A 16433-nucleotide genomic window follows, 5' to 3' on the forward strand; every position below is an offset into this window, starting at 1 on the left:
GCCGGGTCAGGCGAAGCCGCCACCCGGCAAAAAATCATGCCTTCGGGTTATGCACCCGCCGGGTCAGTCCGCGCAGGAAATTGCGCAGAAACTGGTCGCCGCACTCGCGGTAGTTTTTGTGGTCAGGCGAGCGCATCATGGCGGTGATCTCCGGCACCGACACCCGGTATTTCTGCTCGCTCATAATCGCCTGGATATCGTCCGTTTTCAGCGAGAAGGCGATCCGCAGCTTTTTCAGCACCGTGTTGTTATTCACCCGACGCTCCAGCGCCAGCTCCGGGGCCGAATCATCTTTGCCGCGCTTGTCATAGATAAGGCCGTTAAGGAAACCCGACAGGATAATGTCCGGGCAGCGAACAAAGCCCTCTTCATCCTCTTTCGTCGTCCAGGTGTCGAAGCTGGCGGCGGTGGATTCCATAGCGGAGAGCGCGAGAATGCGCACCATATCGTTATTATTGACTTTCAGGGTGTAGCGCAGGCTACGAAGAATATCATTACTGAGCATGAGGGCCTTTTACTGTCGATGATGCAATGGGGCGCAGTGTACCAGCTTTACAGGCCAATCGCCTCTTTCAGGCTTTTTAAATAGCGCCGGCTCACCGGCACCGTTTGTCCGGCGCGCATCAGCAGCTCCGCCTGGCCATTCTCCTCCAGGCGAATCTCCTTCAGGTGCGCCATATTCACCAGGTACTGGCGATGGCAGCGCAGCAACGGCGTGCGGCTCTCAAGGGTGCGCAGGGTCAGTTCGGTAAAGCCCTCTTTTCCCTCGCGGTCGGTCACGTAGATGCCGCTCATCCGGCTGCTGACGAAGGCCACATCCTCCATCTGCAGCAGCCAGATACGACTGTGGCCGGTACAGGGAATGTATTTCAGCGTCTGCTGAGCATCATCCAGCAGCGACACATCCTGCAGATTACGCTCCTGGCGCAGGCGGGCGAGGGTTTTCTCCAGCCGGGCAGCTTCAATCGGCTTCAGCAGATAGTCAAAGGCATGCTCCTCAAAGGCTTTCACCGCGTATTCATCAAAGGCGGTGAGAAACACGATATAGGGGCGGTGCTCCGGGTCGAGCATCCCGACCATCTCCAGACCGCTGATGCGCGGCATCTGGATGTCGAGAAACAGCACGTCGGGACGCAGCTTATGCACCGCGCCAATGGCCTCCACCGCGTTGCCGCACTCGCCGACGATCTCGATATCGCGCTGTGTCTCCAGCAAAATGCGCAGGTTTTCCCGCGCCAGCGGCTCATCATCGACGATCAATACTCTCAGCATGCATTCTCCTCCAGGGGCAGACGTAGGGTGACACGGGTAAAGCGCTCCGGCTCGCAGGTGACGCTGATGCCGCAGTCGGCGCCAAAACGCGCCCGCAGCCGCCTGTCCACCAGATTCATCCCCAGCCCGCTGGCCTGGGGGTTGGCCCGGTACAGCCCGGCGTTATCTTCGATATCCAGCTGCAGCCAGCGATCGTCCTGGCTGGCGCGGATGGTAATTTCGCCGACGCCAAGATGTTGCGATGTACCATGCTTAATGGCGTTCTCCACGATCGGCTGCAGGGTAAAGGCCGGCAGCTGGTGATGCGCCAGCCCTTCCGGCACCGCCATCTGGATCTGCAGGTTAGCCTGAAAGCGAGCCTTCTCAATCTGCAGATAGGCGTTAACATGCTCGATCTCATCGGCAAGAGTGACAATTTCCGTCGGCCGTTTCAGGTTCTTGCGAAAGAAGGTCGACAGATACTGCACCAGCTGGCCGGCCTGATCGCTGTCGCGGCGGATCACCGCCTTCAGCGTGTTAAGCGCGTTAAACAGGAAGTGCGGGTTGACCTGGGCGTGCAGGAGCTTGATTTCGGATTGCGTCAGCAGCGCCTTCTGCCGCTCGTACTGTCCGGCGAGGATCTGCGCCGACAGCAGCTGGGCAATCCCCTCCCCGAGGGTGCGGTTGATCGAACTGAACAGGCGATTTTTCGCCTCATACAGTTTAATGGTTCCTATCACCCGTTGGTTCTCGCCGCGCAGGGGGATCACCAGCGTCGACCCCAGCTTACAGTGCGGATGAATCGAGCAGCGGTAAGGCACCTCGTTGCCGTCGGCGTAGACCACCTCCCCGGTCTCAATCGCCCGTTGCGTATACGAGGAGGAAATAGGCTTGCCCGGCAGATGGTGGTCGTCGCCGATGCCGGTAAACGCCAGCAGCTTGTCGCGATCGGTGATCGCCACCGCGCCGATGTCCAGCTCCTGGATCAGCACCTGGGCCACCTTCATGCTATTCTCTTCGTTGAACCCCTGACGCAGGATCCCCTCGGTGGACGCCGCCACCTTCAGCGCCGTGGCGGAAAAGGCGGAGGTGTACTTCTCAAACATCGCCCGTTTATCCAGCAGAATGCGCATAAACAGCGCCGCACCGACGGTATTGGTGACCATCATCGGCGCGGCAATGCTCTGCACCAGATGCAGGGCGTCCTGGAACGGGCGGGCAATCAGCAGAATGATCATCATCTGCACCAGCTCGGCCACCAAGGTGATCGCCCCGGCGGTCAGCGGGCTAAAGACTTTGTCCGGCCGGCCGCGTTTGACCAGCACGCTGTGCACCAGCCCGCCCAGCAGCCCCTCGACGATGGTGGAGACCATGCAGCTTAAGGCGGTCATTCCCCCCAGCGAGTAGCGGTGCAGGCCGCCGGTGAGCCCCACCAGCCCGCCGACCACCGGCCCGCCGAGCAGGCCGCCCATCACGGCGCCGATGGCGCGGGTGTTGGCGATCGAGTCTTCGATATGCAGACCGAAATAGGTCCCCATAATGCAGAAAATGGAGAAAGTGACGTAGCACAGCAGCTTGTGCGGCAGGCGAACGGTGACTTGCATCAGGGGGATAAACAGTCGGGTTTTGCTCATCAACCACGCGATGACCAAAAATACGCACATCTGCTGAAGCAGCAGCAACACCAGATCAAACTCGTACATACCCGCAAACCACACATGCCTGAAAGCGCGTACCATACCCTGCCTGGCGAAAACTTTCTTTGAAGCCCTGCATAAAAATGAAAAACGACGGCCAGGATCACACTTTTTTGCGGCGCGTTGCGCAGCAAACGCGGCAAAAACCCCGGCGCGGCGCGCTAAACCGCAATTAATGTTTCATTAACACCTGCGCTTCACCGTATAATCCCCCTGTTAACATCAGGAGCCTATTATGAAGCCAGCGAAAATCGCGGTCGTCACCCTCTTCTTACTTATGGCCATCGGCGGGATCAGCGGCGTAATGCTGGCCGGCTATTCCTTTATTGTGCGTGGCGGTGTCGGCTGATCCAGCGGGTCAGACGCTCAAACGCGCGGTCGACGATAATCGCCGCCAGCGCCACCAGCAGCGCCCCCTGTACAATATAGGCGGTATTAAAGCCGCTCAGGCCGATGATGATCGGCGTCCCGAGCGTACTGGCCCCCACCGTCGAGGCAATGGTCGCGGTACCAATATTGACGATGACCGAGGTGCGGATCCCCGCCAGGATCACCGGGGCCGCCAGCGGTAGTTCCACCTTATACAGACGCTGCCAGCCGGTCATTCCCATCCCTTCAGCCACGCCTGACACCCCAGGCGGTATCGAACCCAGCCCGGCCAGCGTCCCCTGCAGCACCGGCAGTATGCCATACAGCGCGAGGGCTATCAGCGCCGGCAGCCAGCCAAAGCCCAGCACCGGCACCGCCATCGCCAGCACCGCCACCGGCGGAAAGGTCTGCCCGATAGCGGCGATGGTCTCCACCAGCGGACGAAACGCGCTGCCGGCGGGCCGGGTGACCGCCACCCCAGCCCCCAGCCCGATTGCCGTTGCCGCGAGGCTGGACGCCACCACCAGCCAGCCGTGATCGAGAGTGAGCGCCCAGAAGCTCTCCTGCTGGTAGACCGGCCGCGGCAGTTCCGGGAACAGCCGACTGAACAGCGGCGCGCTGTAGGGCAGCCCTGCCAGCAGGCCGATAAACAGCGCGATAAGCCACCACAGCGGCTCACGAAGCGCCTTCATGGCTCATCTCCTGGCGCAGCAGATCGGCAAAATGCAGCGTACCGCAGGGCCTGCCTTCGGCATCGACCACCGGCAGCGTCTCGCAGCGCCGGGCGACAAACTGCGACAGCGCTTCCCGCAGGGTCATGGTGACGGTCAGCCCCTCGCCCGCCAGCCGTTCGTCGGGACGCAAATAGTCCCCCACCTCGCGCAGCGACAGCAGGCGCACACCCAGCTCGCTGCGACCAAAAAAGGTCTGTACAAAGCTATTTTTCGGTCGCAGGAGCATCTCCAGCGGCGCCCCCTGCTGGACCACCTCGCCCCCGTCCATCAGCACCAGGTGGTCCGCCAGACGCAGCGCTTCGTCAATATCATGGGTCACCAGCACAATCGTCCGTCCCAGCAGACGGTGAATGCGCAGCATCTCCTGCTGCAGCGCCTCGCGGGTCACCGGGTCGAGGGCGCCGAAGGGCTCATCCATCAACAGCACCTCCGGATCTGCCGCCAGCGCCCGCGCCACCCCCACCCGCTGCTGCTGGCCGCCGGAGAGCTGATGCGGGTAACGGTCGCGCAGCGTCGCCTCCAGCCCCAGCAGCGCCATCAGCTCGTCGATCCGGTCGGCGATCCTTGCCCGCGGCCATCTTTGCAACTGCGGCACGGTGGCGATATTCTGCGCCACCGTCCAGTGGGGAAACAGGCCGATGGACTGGATGGCATAGCCCATCCGCCGCCGCAGGGTCAGGACCGGCTGCTGGCGAATGTCCTCGCCGGCAAAGCGAATGGTGCCCCGGTCCGGCTCCAGCAGACGATTGATCATCTTCAGCGTCGTCGACTTGCCCGAGCCGGAAGTCCCCACCAGCACCGAGAAAGCGCCTTCGCGCAGCTCCAGGGTCAGGTCCTTCACCGCCGGGTGGCCGGCAAACACTTTGCTGACCCCTTGAAATTCAATCATTGGCCTCTCCTTTTAGCCAGGCGCCCCACAGGGCGAACAGGGCATCCACCACCACCGCCAGGGCAATGGTCGGCACCACGCCCAGCAGCACCAGATCCAGCGCACTGCTCAGCAGCCCCTGAAAAACCAGCGCGCCAAAGCCGCCGGCGCCGATCAGCGCGGCCACTACCGCCATGCCGACGGTTTGCACGCTGACCACCCGCAGGCTGCGCAGCAGTACCGGCATCGCCAGCGGAAGCTGCACCTGACGAAAGCGCTGCCCGGCGCTCATGCCCATTGCCGTCGCGCTTTCCAGGGCATCCTGCGGCACCTGCTGCAGGCCGGTCACCACCCCGCGCACCAGCGGCAGCAGCGCATAGAGAGTGAGAGCGATCAGGGCTGGCGCCACGCCGGTCCCGGAGACGCCCAGCTCGCCCAGCGTCGGGAAATAACGCGCCAGACCGGCAAGCGGCGCAATCAGCAGGCCAAAAAGCGCTACCGACGGAATAGTCTGGATCACATTGAGCGCGGTGAAAGCCGGCGCCTGCCAGCGCGGACGCCGCCACAGCCATACCCCCAGCGGCAGGCCAATCAGCAGGCCCGGCAGCAGGGTGCCGAACAGCAGAAGCAGATGCTGGCGCAGGGCGTCATCAAATACCTCCTGACGGTTGGCATACTCCTTCAGCAAGGAGAGCTGATCGAGCGCCCCGATAGCGAGCAGGATGATGGGCAACAGCCAGACTTGCGCATTGAGCAGCCAGCGCCAGAGCGGCCGGACGGTAAGATGACGGATGGCCTCGCTGGCCAGCAACAGACAAAGCGCCAGCGACAGCCACAGGCCGCTGCCGGGCGAGGTGCGCGCCAGCGGCGAGCCGTGCCGGGAGAGCTCAAGCGCCGCCTGGCCGCTGCCCCAGATAAGCAGCGGGAAGAGCAGTTCGGCCAGCAGCAGGTGGAGAAACGGCACGATCCTGCCCGGCAGCCAGCAGAGCAGCATCCCGGCAAGAGCCGCCGCCAGCTGAACGCCGGCGAGCCAGGGCAGCGCCTGCCACAGCCCGCGCCCTTCCCCGGAGAGTAAGCGATTCGGCGCATAAGTGACAAACGGCAGCGCCAGCGTAACCAGCAGCAGACCTGTCAGCAGCAGGCCGACGCGGTGAGTACAGCGAATGGTCACCGGTGGATTACTTCAGCAGGCCTTTCTGCTGCAGATAATCTGCCGCCACGCGCTTCGCATCCTGGCCCTCCACCGCAATGCGGGCATTCAGCTGCTGCAGCGTTTTTTCATCGAGGCTGGCGAAGACCGGCTGCAGCCAGTCGGCAATCTGCGGGTAGGCCTTGAGCACCGCCTCGCGCACCACCGGCGTCGGGGCATATATCGGCTGCACGCCCTGCGGGTCGCTCAGCGTCTGTAACCCCAGGGCCGCCACCGGGCCATCGGTGCCGTAGGCCATCGCCGCGTTAACGCCGGAGGTCTGTTGCGCCGCCGCTTTGATGGTCACCGCCGTATCGCCCCCGGCCAGCGACAGCAGCTGGTTCTGGTTGAGGTTGAAGCCATACGCTTTTTCAAACGCCGGCAGCGCGTCCGGGCGCTCAATAAATTCCGCCGAAGCCGCCAGCTTAAATTCGCCGCCCTGCTTCAGGTAGCGACTGAGGTCGGCCAGCGAGGTCAGCTTATTTTTCTCCGCCAGGTCCTGGCGCACGGCGATAGTCCAGGTGTTGTTGGCCGGCGCCGGGGTGAGCCATACCAGCTGATGTTTCTCCTGATCGAGGCGCTTCACCTTCTCATAGCCCTGTTGGGCATTCTTCCACGCCGGGTCGTTTTCATCTTTGAAGAAGAAGGCGCCATTGCCGGTATATTCCGGGTAGATATCCAGCTCGCCGGCGACAATCGCCCCGCGCACCACCGGCGTGGTGCCGAGCTGGATTTTATTAATCGTTTTTACGCCGTGGCTTTCCAGCACCTGCTGGATCATATTGCCCAGCAGCGCGCCTTCGGTATCAATTTTCGAGCCGACCTTCCCCGGCTCCGCCGCCTGCAGCGGTAAACTTATCAGGGCGGCCAGCGCCAGCGCGCCGGACCATGTCGTTGCCATCTTCATCCCGCTTCCCTCAGTTCTTTTGCGCTTCGCTTACAGAAGCTTAAGAGAAAAGCGTAGCCCATTTGCCAGCGATGCGAAAAAGAAAAGGCCGATTAATCGGCCTTTAAAGCGTGACGTTGGACTTAAGAGCGATACCTTACAGCAGCTCAAACTCGCTCTGCTTCACGCGGGCGGAGTCCACGCCGATAAAGACATTGAATTTGCCCGGCTCAGCAACGTATTTCATCTGCTGATTCCAGAACTTCAGCGCGTCGACGTCGATTGGGAAGCTAACGGTTTGCGTTTCGCCCGGTTTGAGGGTGACCTTTTTAAAGCCGCGCAGCATTTTCACCGGCCGGCTCATGGAGGCGGTGACGTCCTGCAGGTAGAGCTGGATCACCGTCGCCCCTTCGCGATTGCCGGTGTTGGTCACCTGCACGCTGGCGGTCACGCTGCCATCGCGCGGCATGGTGGCCGACGACATGTTGACATCGGAGACGCTAAAGGTGGTGTAGCTCAGGCCGTAACCAAACGGATACAGCGGGCCATTGGCTTCATCGAAGTAACGCGAGGTGTACTTGTTCGGCTTCTCCGGATTATACGGCCGGCCGGTATTCAGGTGGCTGTAGTAGGTTGGGATCTGCCCCACCGAGCGCGGGAAAGACATCGGCAGCTTGCCCGACGGGTTGTAGTCGCCAAACAGCACGTCGGCGATGGCGTGGCCGCCTTCGGTGCCAGCAAACCAGGTCTCCAGCAGCGCATCGGCTTGCTGATCCTCTTTCACCAGCGCCAGCGGACGCCCGTTCATCAGCACCAGCACCAGCGGTTTGCCGGTGGCTTTAAGAGCGGCAATCAGATTGCGCTGGCTCTGCGGCAGGGTGATATCGGTCCGGCTGGAGGCCTCATGCGCCATGCCCTGCGCCTCGCCCACCACGGCGACCACCACATCGGATTGCTTCGCCGCCGCGACCGCTTCGTCGATCATTTCCTGCGGCGAGCGTGGGTCAACCTGCACCGCGTTCTCATACAAATTGAGGAAATCGACAATGCCTTTGTCATCGGTAACGTTCGCCCCTTTGGCGTAAATCACTTTGCCGTTATCGCCCAGCGCTTCTTTGATGCCGGTCAGGACGGTCACCGACTGGTCGGCCACCCCGGCCGCGGACCAGCTGCCCATCATGTCGCGCTTGCTGTCCGCCAGCGCGCCAACCACCGCGATAGTGCCGGATTTTTTCAGCGGCAGCGTATCAAGACGGTTCTTCAGCAGCACCAGGCTCTCGCGAGCCACTTCGCGCGCCTCTTTACGATGCAGACGACTTTCCGCATTGGTGTCCTGCGGGTCAGAATCTTTCGGTCCCAGGTGGCTGTAGGGATCGTTGAACAGTCCCATATCATATTTCACGTTGAGCACGTGTCGGGTGGCATCATCCAGCTCGGCCATGGTCACCTTGCCGGACTTCACCAGCCCCGGCAGGTACTTGCTGTAATACTCGTCGCTCATGCTCATGTTGATGCCGGACTTCAGCGCTACGCGCACCGCGTCTTCCGGGTCGGAGGCCACGCCGTGCTTAATCAACTCTTTGATGGCGCCGTGGTCGGAAACGGTGATGCCTTTAAAGCCCCACTGGTCGCGCAGGACGTCTTTCAGCAGCCAGGAATCAGAGGTCGCCGGGGTGCCGTTCAGCGAGTTCAGGGCTACCATCACCGCGCCGCTGCCGGCATCAAGCCCGGCTTTATACGGCGGCATATAGTCGTTGAACAGGCGCTGCGGGCTCATGTCGACCGTATTGTACTCTTTCCCGCCCTCCACCGCGCCGTAGGCGGCGAAATGCTTGACGCTGGTCATCACCGAATAGCGGTCCGCCGGGCTCTTGCCCTGCATCGACTCCACCATCGCCTGGCCCATCATCGTGGTCAGATAGGTGTCTTCCCCGAACCCTTCGGAAGCGCGTCCCCAGCGCGGGTCGCGGGAGACGTCGACCATCGGCGCCCAGGTCATGTTCAACCCGTCATCGGCAGCTTCATAAGCTGACACGCGGCCCACGGTCTTCACCGCATCAAGGTTAAACGACGAGGCCAGGCCGAGGCTTATCGGAAACACGGTGCGCTGACCGTGCAGCACATCGTAGGCAAAGAACAGAGGGATCTTCAGGCGGCTAAGCTGCATCACCTGATCCTGCATCACACGGATATCCGGGCGGGTAACGGTGTTAAAAATCGCCCCCACCTGACCGTTCTTGATCATTTCACGGATCGCCTCTTTCGGGTTATCCGGGCCAACGCTTATCAGACGCAGCTGGCCGATTTTCTCGTCCACCGTCATTTTTTTCAGCAGGTCGGTGACAAAGGCATCCCGCGCCTGCGGGGTCAGGGGGTGGTTACCAAACAGTTCATCCGCCAGCGCGGGTTGCAGCGCCAGACTCACGGCGACGCCTACAGTGCAGAGCCATTTCATTGTTATCTCGCTTTATCTCAGACGGGGACTCGGTAAAACATAATAAAAACCGCAGTTTGCCATATATATAAACAACGCGCCCGCAGAATGCTAAGGTTCTTCTCTGATTTTTGCGAAACATTCATGCATCAAATTGTCATACAAAGCGCTATGCTTATCCTCGATATTTCGCGCACCACCACAAGGAGTGGAACATGTCATCTGCACCCACTGACACCCATAAAACGTTTCTGGCTGACCTGGCGCGCCTGGTTGGCCCTTCGCATCTGCTGACCGACCCGGCAAAAACCCAGCGCTACCGCAAAGGCTTCCGCTCCGGTCAGGGCGAGGCCCTGGCGGTTGTCTTTCCCGGTACCCTGCTGGAGCTCTGGCGCGTGCTCAACGCCTGCGTAGACGCCGATAAAATTATTCTGATGCAGGCGGCCAACACCGGCCTGACCGAAGGTTCGACCCCCAACGGCAATGATTACGATCGCGAGATCGTGATTATCAGCACCCTGCGCCTGGACAAACTGCATCTGCTGGACAAAGGCGAGCAGGTGCTGGCCTGGCCCGGCACCACCCTCTATTCGCTGGAAAAAGCGCTCAAACCGCTGGGACGCGAACCGCACTCGGTGATCGGTTCGTCATGCATCGGCGCATCGGTCATCGGCGGGATCTGCAACAACTCCGGCGGCTCGCTGGTGCAGCGCGGGCCGGCCTACACTGAGATGTCGCTGTTCGCGCAGATTGACGCCGACGGCAAGCTGAAGCTGGTCAATCATCTGGGCATCGATCTCGGCAGCACGCCGGAGCAGATCCTCAGCCGCCTCGATGACGAACGGATTAGCGATAGCGATGTGCTGCACGACGGCCGCCACGCCCACGATCACGACTATGTCACCCGCGTGCGCGATGTCGATGCCGACACCCCGGCGCGCTATAACGCCGACCCGGACCGCCTGTTCGAATCCTCCGGCTGCGCCGGCAAGCTGGCGGTTTTCGCCGTGCGTCTCGATACTTTCCCGGCGGAAAAGCGCCAGCAGGTGTTTTACATTGGCACCAACCAGCCGCAGGTATTGACCGAGATCCGCCGCCATATCCTCGCCGAGTTCCAGCATCTGCCGGTGGCGGGGGAATATATGCACCGCGATATTTACGATATCGCCGAGAAGTATGGCAAAGACACCTTCCTGATGATCGACAAGCTCGGCACCGACAAAATGCCGTTCTTCTTCACCATGAAGGGGCGCACCGACGCGATGCTGGAGAAAGTCTCGCTGTTTAAGCCGCACTTTACCGACCGCTTTATGCAGAAGCTCGGCCACGTCTTCCCGGCACATTTACCGGAGCGGATGAAAACCTGGCGCGATAAATATGAACATCATCTGCTGCTGAAGATGGCTGGCGACGGCATCGAAGAAGCGCAGCGTTGGTTGACGGAGTACTTCCAGCAGGCCGAGGGGGATTTCTTCGCCTGTACGCCGGAGGAAGGCAGCAAGGCGTTCCTCCATCGCTTTGCCGCCGCCGGCGCGGCGATCCGCTATCAGGCGGTGCATGCCGACGAAGTCGAAGATATTCTGGCGCTGGATATCGCCCTGCGCCGTAACGATACCGAGTGGTTCGAACATCTGCCGCCCGAAATCGACAGCCAGCTGGTGCATAAGCTCTACTATGGCCACTTTATGTGCCATGTGTTCCATCAGGATTACATCGTCAGGAAAGGGGTCGACGCCCACGCGCTGAAGGAAAAAATGCTGGAGTTACTGAAAGCGCGCGGCGCCCAGTATCCGGCGGAGCATAACGTGGGTCATCTGTATGAGGCCCCGGAGAGCCTGCAGCAGTTCTATCGCCAGAACGATCCCACCAACAGCATGAACCCGGGGATTGGTAAAACCAGCAAGCAGAAATACTGGGGTGAAGCGGCCCCGACGCCAGCCTCTCCGGCGGATCCGCAATAATCGACGGCAGGACTATTCAGCCTGGCGCTTCTGTATTACGCTGCACGCCGGAGAATGTTTCTCCGGCAGATTCAGGAGCGCCGCCATGCCCGCAGAGGCCCCGTTACTCGACAGTGATTTAGAAATTCGCGAAGCGCTGCCCGACGATGCGCACGCCATCGCCGCGCTGTATGTCTGGCACGTGCTTAATGGCCGCGCCTCCTTCGAAGAGATCCCCCCCACCGTTGACGAAATGCGTAAACGGATCCAGACCGTGCGCGACAACGGGCTGCCGTGGCTGGTAGCGCTGTGGCGCGGGGCTATCGTCGGCTACTGCTATGCCACTTTCTATCGCCCGCGTCCGGCCTATCGCTACACCCTCGAGGAATCGATATACGTGGAATCCGGAATGGGCGGACGCGGCATCGGCAGCGCGCTGCTGTCCAGGCTAATCGCTGAGTGCGAGAAAGGCCCGTGGCGGCAGATGCTGGCGATCATCGGCGATGGCCATAACAATGCCGGCTCGCTGGCGATCCATAAAAAGTTCGGCTTTACCGTGGCGGGTCAGCTGCGCAGCGTCGGCTACAAGATGGGCGACTGGCGGGATACGTTGATTATGCAGCGCGCGCTGGGTGACGGCGACTGGACGCTACCGGAGTGATATCCGGCGCCAAATCCCCGGCTCGCGGCGTAAACGCCTTAGCCGGGCTACCGTTCAGCGCGGTTACGGAGAGGCGTCAGCCGCCATCCTGCACAAACACCGGCACTCGGCCTGATTGCCCGGCGGCGCTGCGCTTGCAGGGCCTGCGAAAGGGGCGAACCCGGCGCCAAATCACGTAGGCCGGATAAGGCGCAATGCGCCGCCATCCGGGAGACATGCAGATTAATCGTTCTGCGCGGTCTGCGCGCCGCCTTTCAGCATCGCCTCCGCCATCTGCGCTTCGCGCTGCTTTTTATAGCTCAGCGCCGAGGCGGGTACCGGCATCACCTTCCCGGTTTCAATCCAGGTCCGCAAGCGGCTGGCGTCAGCGAAGTGGGTATATTTGCCGAAGGCATCCATCACCACCAGCGCCACCGGACGTTGGTTAATCACCGTGCGCATAATCAGGCAGTGGCCGGCAGCGTTGGTGAAGCCGGTTTTGGTCAGCTGAATGTTCCAGTTATCGCGATACACCAGATGGTTGGTGTTGCGGAACGGCAGGCTGTAGGCCGGATGGGCGAAGGTGGCGGTCTCTTCTTTGGTGGTGCTCAGCTGGCCGATCAGCGGATACTGCTCGCTGGCGATCAGCAGTTTGGTCAGATCGCGGGCGGTGGAGACGTTATGCACCGACAGGCCGGTGGGCTCCACGTAGCGGGTATGGGTCATGCCCAGCGCCTGGGCTTTGGCGTTCATCGCGCGAATAAAAGCGTCGTAGCCGCCCGGATAGTGATGCGCCAGGCTGGCGGCCGCGCGGTTCTCGGAAGACATCAGCGCCAGCAGCAGCATATCGCGGCGACTAATCTGGCTGTTGAGGCGCACGCGGGAGTAGATCCCCTTCATTTCCGGCGTATGGCTGATATCCACCGTCAGCATCTCATCCAGCGGCAGATGGGCATCGAGCACCACCATGGCCGTCATCACTTTGGTGATCGACGCCATCGGGCGCACCAGATCCGGCTGGCTGGCATAAATGATTTTTTTCGTGGCCAGATCGACGATCATGGCGCTGCCGGAGGCAATTTCCGGCTGCGAGGCGGTCACCGCCGTCGGGGTTTTTGCTAACGCCTGGGGCGCAAAAGGCACAGCCAGCAGCAAGGTCAGGCTGAGCAAAGAGACTCGAAATTTCGGCATCATGGGCATTCTGAAAAGTATTTTTGCACGTTATGGAACGTACGCCGCGAGGTTAAGTGGGCAACTTCGCTGGCAAACGCCATCATACCGCGCCGTAAGGCCCTGTGCCTAATAAGAATCGTGAAGAAATGCTGCATTGCCGACATAAAATACATATTTGCCGGCAATGCATATTTACCCGTGTCGCCCGATCAGAAGAGTCGGTAGCCATACCCCCAGAGCACCACGGTGATGGCCAGCAGCACTTCCAGCACCAGTACCCCAATAGCTAGCGTCGAGCTGGCAAAGCTTAACCCCTCTTCCCGATTAATGCTCAGGAAGGTCGGAATGCCGAGATACAGCAGATACCCGGTATAGAACAGCGCAATAGTACCGACCAGCGCGCACAGCCAGACCAGCGGATAGAGCGCCACAATCCCGCTCAGAAACAGCGGGGTGGCAACGTAGCCGGCAAACACCATGCAGCGTTTCAGGGAAGGCTGCTGCGGATACTGCCTCGCCATCCACCAGATGACCCGCCCCATGATCGCCACCCCGGCGAGCATCACGGCGTAAAACAGCACCGCCAGCGCCAGTCCGGTCAGCATCGACAGTTTAATCACGGTGCCATCGCCGAAGTTCCAGCCCAGCTGCGTGGTGCCGATAAAGGCGCAGATTACCGGAACCGCCGCCATCAGCAGCACATGATGCGTATAGTGATGAGAAATGGTTTCATTCTCGCTCTTAATCACGCTCATTTCCCGGTTGGGATGAGCGAAGAGCCCCCAGACATGGTTCATAGCGTCCCCCTTGTCACGGCTTCGTACTGCACTGATCCAAGTATAATTCACCCTGTAGATTATTTTATGTACAGCACAGAAAATTCTGCGTCGCCGCGTTTTGGTCAGCAGGGTGTATGATTAAGAGGTGATGAGGTAAGGAGAAAAGCTTTTTATGGATATCAATCACCTGATTTCCCAGTATGGCTACGCGGCGCTGATCGTCGGCAGCATGGCGGAAGGTGAGACCATTACCCTGCTGGGCGGCGTCGCGGCGCATCAGGGGCTACTGAAATTTCCCCTGGTGGTGATCGCCGTCGCCCTCGGCGGGATGATTGGCGATCAGCTGCTCTATCTGGTCGGCCGCCGCTTCGGGGGACGCATCCTGCGCCGTTTCGCCAGTCAGAAAGCGCGGATCCGTAAAGCGCAGCGTATGATCCAGCACCGGCCGTGGCTGTTTGTCATCGGCACCCGCTTTATGTATGGCTTCCGGGTAATCGGCCCCCTGCTGATCGGCGCCAGCCGCCTGCCGCCGCGCATTTTCCTGCCGCTGAATATTGTCGGAGCGCTGGTGTGGGCCCTGCTGTTTACCACCATTGGCTATCTCGGCGGCGAGGTGGTTGGCCCGTGGCTGCATCATCTGGACGCCCATCTGAAGCACTGGATCTGGCTGATCCTCGCGGTGGTGGTGGTGGTGGCCGCCCACTGGTGGCTCAGGCGGCGCGAGAGTAAGAAGAAAGATTAAGCGGCGCGCCCGCGGGCGCACCGTGGTTGGCGGTTACTTCACCGTCTGGTGGTAGCCGCCGCCGAGGGCCGAGGTCAGCTGAATGCTAGCGTCAATCCACTGGCCGTGCAGGCGCAATGCGGTGATCCGTTCCTGCAGCGCCGGGAGCTTCGCCATACTGACTCTGGAGCCAGGTAAGATCCCCGCCGCCATTCGGGCCTGCGCCAGATCTACTACCCGCTGAGCGTCTTTTTCAACCTGCTGCTGCTGCTGGCTTTTGGCCATTAATGTTTCGACCTGGCTGGCGGTTTTCGCCACCTGGTTAACGGCATCCACCACCGCTTTGTTGTACTGGGCGATCGACAGGCTATTCTGCGCGCTGGCGATATCCAGGTTGGCGTTAAGGCGGCCGCTGTCAAAGATCGGCAGCGTCAACCCGGCAGTAACGCCCATCTGCTGCGCCGAATGGCGGAAAAGATCGCTTAAGTGCAGGGCATCCTGCTGCAGGAACGCCATCAGATTGATGTCCGGATAAAATGCCGCTTTCGCCGCGTCCACTTCGCTCAGGGACGCCTCAATATACCAGTGGGCGACCTGCAGATCCGGGCGGCGCGCCAGCAGCTCATAGCCGAGGGTATCTGGCAGCTGCGCGCTGACCGTTGGCAGGCTGGCGGGTTTGAGGTTTAGCGACTGGCTCTGGCTGTTGGTCAGGGCCATCAGCCGCGCTTCAATCTCTTTCATCGTGCCCGTCACGTCCGCCAGCTGCTGGTCGGTTTTGCTGACGTTAATATCGTTCTCCGCCCCTTCGGCGGAGTTAGTGATCCCGCGCTGATACAGGGCCTTGTCGACCGTCACGATATTATTTTGCTCGTTTTTCACCTGCTGCAGCACCGCTTTGATCGCCGCTTCCGTCTGCCACTGCCAGTACAGACGCGCCACGCTGCCGGAGAGCAGCTCACGGGTCTGGGCCTGTTCAGCAACCTGGGCTTTCAGCTCGCCGATACGCGCTTTCACCAGCGCACGGTTTTTTCCCCACAGATCGAGATCCCAACCGGCGGTCAGGCCAAAGGTACCGTTGGTGTACCACGGGCCGGTATTGCCGTCGGTGTCGGTAGCAAACGGTCCCATCAGGCCTTCGGCCGACATGCGCTGGCGTTCAATATCGGCGGAGAAATCCATCTCCGGGCCAAGATTCGCCTGCGACATTCGCGCCTGCGCTTCGGCAAGCCTGATGCGCTGTTCGGCAATCTGCATATCCGGCGCGTTGGCCAACGCTCGCTGAATCAGATTATTAAGCTGTGGGTCATGGTAATCTTTCCACCAGTCAGTCTGCGGCCAGCCATTTTTCACGGCGGCAGGGAGATCCATGGAAACATGGGAGGCCGGAATTTGCTGCTGCGGCGGATTAGCAACCTCATGAGATGGCGCGCAGCCAGCCAGCGCGATGGCCAGGGGCAATGCCGCCAGCACGCTTTTATTTAATATCAATTTCATTGGACAGGTCAGATAACTTAATCAGGTTGGTTATCATAAGTTAATTGAATTAAACGCGTTTAGTAAAGCGTGTGACTAAATTATTAGTTTGCTAAAAATAAACAACCTTATCAATTCAAGGGGTGAATATGAGCAGGCATCTTTTAACGAGCCGCACCTCTTTACCACCCTGCCCGCTCTGGATGAAGAGAAAGAACGTCCGATGATCTTTTTACTGCGCGCGCGTAAACCGGCTAATCTCCCCCCCCCCCCCCCCCC

At 60.5% G+C, this 16433-nt stretch carries 15 protein-coding genes; 4 read left to right on the plus strand and 11 right to left on the minus strand.

The annotated features are described in order from the left end of the window. Positions 1-34: 34 nt before the first annotated feature. The 3 genes from HMPREF9538_RS22510 to HMPREF9538_RS22500 are packed head-to-tail and all read right to left on the minus strand — an operon-like array spanning position 35 to position 2954. Positions 35-505, minus strand: coding sequence for a DUF1456 family protein (locus HMPREF9538_RS22510; protein WP_009484174.1), 471 nt, complete (start codon positions 503-505; stop codon positions 35-37). Between the two features lie 47 nt (positions 506-552). Then, entirely contained in the window at positions 553-1272 is a 720-nt protein-coding gene (gene btsR, locus HMPREF9538_RS22505) for a two-component system response regulator BtsR (RefSeq protein WP_004144215.1), read from the minus strand. Continuing rightward, positions 1266-2954, minus strand: coding sequence for a sensor histidine kinase (locus HMPREF9538_RS22500; RefSeq protein WP_020317136.1), 1689 nt, complete (start codon positions 2952-2954; stop codon positions 1266-1268). The genes btsR and HMPREF9538_RS22500 overlap by 7 nt, the downstream gene beginning before the upstream one ends. 229 nt (positions 2955-3183) lie before the next feature. Here HMPREF9538_RS22500 and HMPREF9538_RS0126975 point away from each other — a divergent pair, with 229 nt between their 5' ends. Then, positions 3184-3297: a protein YohO gene (locus tag HMPREF9538_RS0126975; RefSeq protein ID WP_002912762.1), complete on the plus strand. Its 114-nt coding sequence runs from the start codon at positions 3184-3186 to the stop codon at positions 3295-3297. Here the strand turns inward: HMPREF9538_RS0126975 and HMPREF9538_RS22495 are convergent. From HMPREF9538_RS22495 to bglX, 5 genes are all read right to left on the minus strand, one after another. Then, entirely contained in the window at positions 3272-4009 is a 738-nt protein-coding gene (locus tag HMPREF9538_RS22495; protein WP_004151128.1) for an ABC transporter permease, read from the minus strand. The two genes, HMPREF9538_RS0126975 and HMPREF9538_RS22495, sit on opposite strands and share 26 nt — an antisense overlap. Then, complete coding sequence (locus HMPREF9538_RS22490; protein WP_004149083.1) at positions 3993-4940, minus strand: ABC transporter ATP-binding protein; 948 nt, start codon at positions 4938-4940, stop codon at positions 3993-3995. Before HMPREF9538_RS22490 ends, HMPREF9538_RS22495 begins: the two co-directional genes overlap by 17 nt. Further along, a complete protein-coding gene (locus HMPREF9538_RS22485; protein ID WP_009307420.1) occupies positions 4933-6090 on the minus strand; it encodes an ABC transporter permease in 1158 nt (385 codons plus the stop codon). The genes HMPREF9538_RS22490 and HMPREF9538_RS22485 overlap by 8 nt, the downstream gene beginning before the upstream one ends. Before the next feature lie 7 nt (positions 6091-6097). Beyond that, positions 6098-7015: an ABC transporter substrate-binding protein gene (locus HMPREF9538_RS22480; RefSeq protein ID WP_009484176.1), complete on the minus strand. Its 918-nt coding sequence runs from the start codon at positions 7013-7015 to the stop codon at positions 6098-6100. Positions 7016-7151: 136 nt separating this feature from the next. Continuing rightward, positions 7152-9449: a beta-glucosidase BglX gene (bglX, locus tag HMPREF9538_RS22475; protein ID WP_002912825.1), complete on the minus strand. Its 2298-nt coding sequence runs from the start codon at positions 9447-9449 to the stop codon at positions 7152-7154. Positions 9450-9643: 194 nt separating this feature from the next. Here bglX and dld point away from each other — a divergent pair, with 194 nt between their 5' ends. Both dld and HMPREF9538_RS22465 read left to right on the plus strand, forming a co-directional pair. Beyond that, positions 9644-11389 (plus strand): D-lactate dehydrogenase, encoded by a 1746-nt coding sequence (dld, locus tag HMPREF9538_RS22470; RefSeq protein WP_002912827.1) that lies wholly within the window; start codon positions 9644-9646, stop codon positions 11387-11389. 85 nt (positions 11390-11474) lie between these two features. After that, positions 11475-12029, plus strand: a complete 555-nt coding sequence (locus HMPREF9538_RS22465; protein ID WP_002912829.1) for a GNAT family N-acetyltransferase — start codon at positions 11475-11477, stop codon at positions 12027-12029. A gap of 222 nt (positions 12030-12251) precedes the next feature. On the opposite strand, the gene pbpG is transcribed toward HMPREF9538_RS22465, so the two are convergent. Together pbpG and HMPREF9538_RS22455 are read right to left on the minus strand one after the other, a co-directional pair. Further along, entirely contained in the window at positions 12252-13202 is a 951-nt protein-coding gene (pbpG, locus tag HMPREF9538_RS22460) for a D-alanyl-D-alanine endopeptidase (RefSeq protein WP_004180615.1), read from the minus strand. A 188-nt stretch (positions 13203-13390) separates the two neighbouring features. Then, a complete protein-coding gene (locus HMPREF9538_RS22455; RefSeq protein ID WP_002912831.1) occupies positions 13391-13978 on the minus strand; it encodes a Yip1 family protein in 588 nt (195 codons plus the stop codon). Between the two features lie 154 nt (positions 13979-14132). Here HMPREF9538_RS22455 and HMPREF9538_RS22450 point away from each other — a divergent pair, with 154 nt between their 5' ends. Next, a complete protein-coding gene (locus HMPREF9538_RS22450; RefSeq protein WP_002912833.1) occupies positions 14133-14702 on the plus strand; it encodes a DedA family protein in 570 nt (189 codons plus the stop codon). A gap of 33 nt (positions 14703-14735) precedes the next feature. Here HMPREF9538_RS22450 and mdtQ read toward each other — a convergent pair whose 3' ends face one another. Further along, entirely contained in the window at positions 14736-16175 is a 1440-nt protein-coding gene (gene mdtQ / locus HMPREF9538_RS22445) for a multidrug resistance outer membrane protein MdtQ (RefSeq protein WP_004149095.1), read from the minus strand. Positions 16176-16433 lie beyond the last annotated feature (258 nt).

It is taken from the genome of Klebsiella sp. MS 92-3 (assembly GCF_000195655.1).
Taxonomy (GTDB): domain Bacteria; phylum Pseudomonadota; class Gammaproteobacteria; order Enterobacterales; family Enterobacteriaceae; genus Klebsiella; species Klebsiella pneumoniae.

Coding starts and splice junctions, on each gene's coding strand:
- dld (WP_002912827.1), top strand. CDS start 9,644: ATGTCATCTGCACCCACTGACACCCATAAAACGTTTCTGGCTGACCTG.
- pbpG (WP_004180615.1), bottom strand. CDS start 13,202: ATGATGCCGAAATTTCGAGTCTCTTTGCTCAGCCTGACCTTGCTGCTG.
- HMPREF9538_RS22500 (WP_020317136.1), bottom strand. CDS start 2,954: ATGTACGAGTTTGATCTGGTGTTGCTGCTGCTTCAGCAGATGTGCGTA.
- btsR (WP_004144215.1), bottom strand. CDS start 1,272: ATGCTGAGAGTATTGATCGTCGATGATGAGCCGCTGGCGCGGGAAAAC.
- mdtQ (WP_004149095.1), bottom strand. CDS start 16,175: ATGAAATTGATATTAAATAAAAGCGTGCTGGCGGCATTGCCCCTGGCC.
- HMPREF9538_RS22465 (WP_002912829.1), top strand. CDS start 11,475: ATGCCCGCAGAGGCCCCGTTACTCGACAGTGATTTAGAAATTCGCGAA.
- HMPREF9538_RS22495 (WP_004151128.1), bottom strand. CDS start 4,009: ATGAAGGCGCTTCGTGAGCCGCTGTGGTGGCTTATCGCGCTGTTTATC.
- HMPREF9538_RS22490 (WP_004149083.1), bottom strand. CDS start 4,940: ATGATTGAATTTCAAGGGGTCAGCAAAGTGTTTGCCGGCCACCCGGCG.
- HMPREF9538_RS22510 (WP_009484174.1), bottom strand. CDS start 505: ATGCTCAGTAATGATATTCTTCGTAGCCTGCGCTACACCCTGAAAGTC.
- bglX (WP_002912825.1), bottom strand. CDS start 9,449: ATGAAATGGCTCTGCACTGTAGGCGTCGCCGTGAGTCTGGCGCTGCAA.
- HMPREF9538_RS22455 (WP_002912831.1), bottom strand. CDS start 13,978: ATGAACCATGTCTGGGGGCTCTTCGCTCATCCCAACCGGGAAATGAGC.
- HMPREF9538_RS0126975 (WP_002912762.1), top strand. CDS start 3,184: ATGAAGCCAGCGAAAATCGCGGTCGTCACCCTCTTCTTACTTATGGCC.
- HMPREF9538_RS22480 (WP_009484176.1), bottom strand. CDS start 7,015: ATGAAGATGGCAACGACATGGTCCGGCGCGCTGGCGCTGGCCGCCCTG.
- HMPREF9538_RS22450 (WP_002912833.1), top strand. CDS start 14,133: ATGGATATCAATCACCTGATTTCCCAGTATGGCTACGCGGCGCTGATC.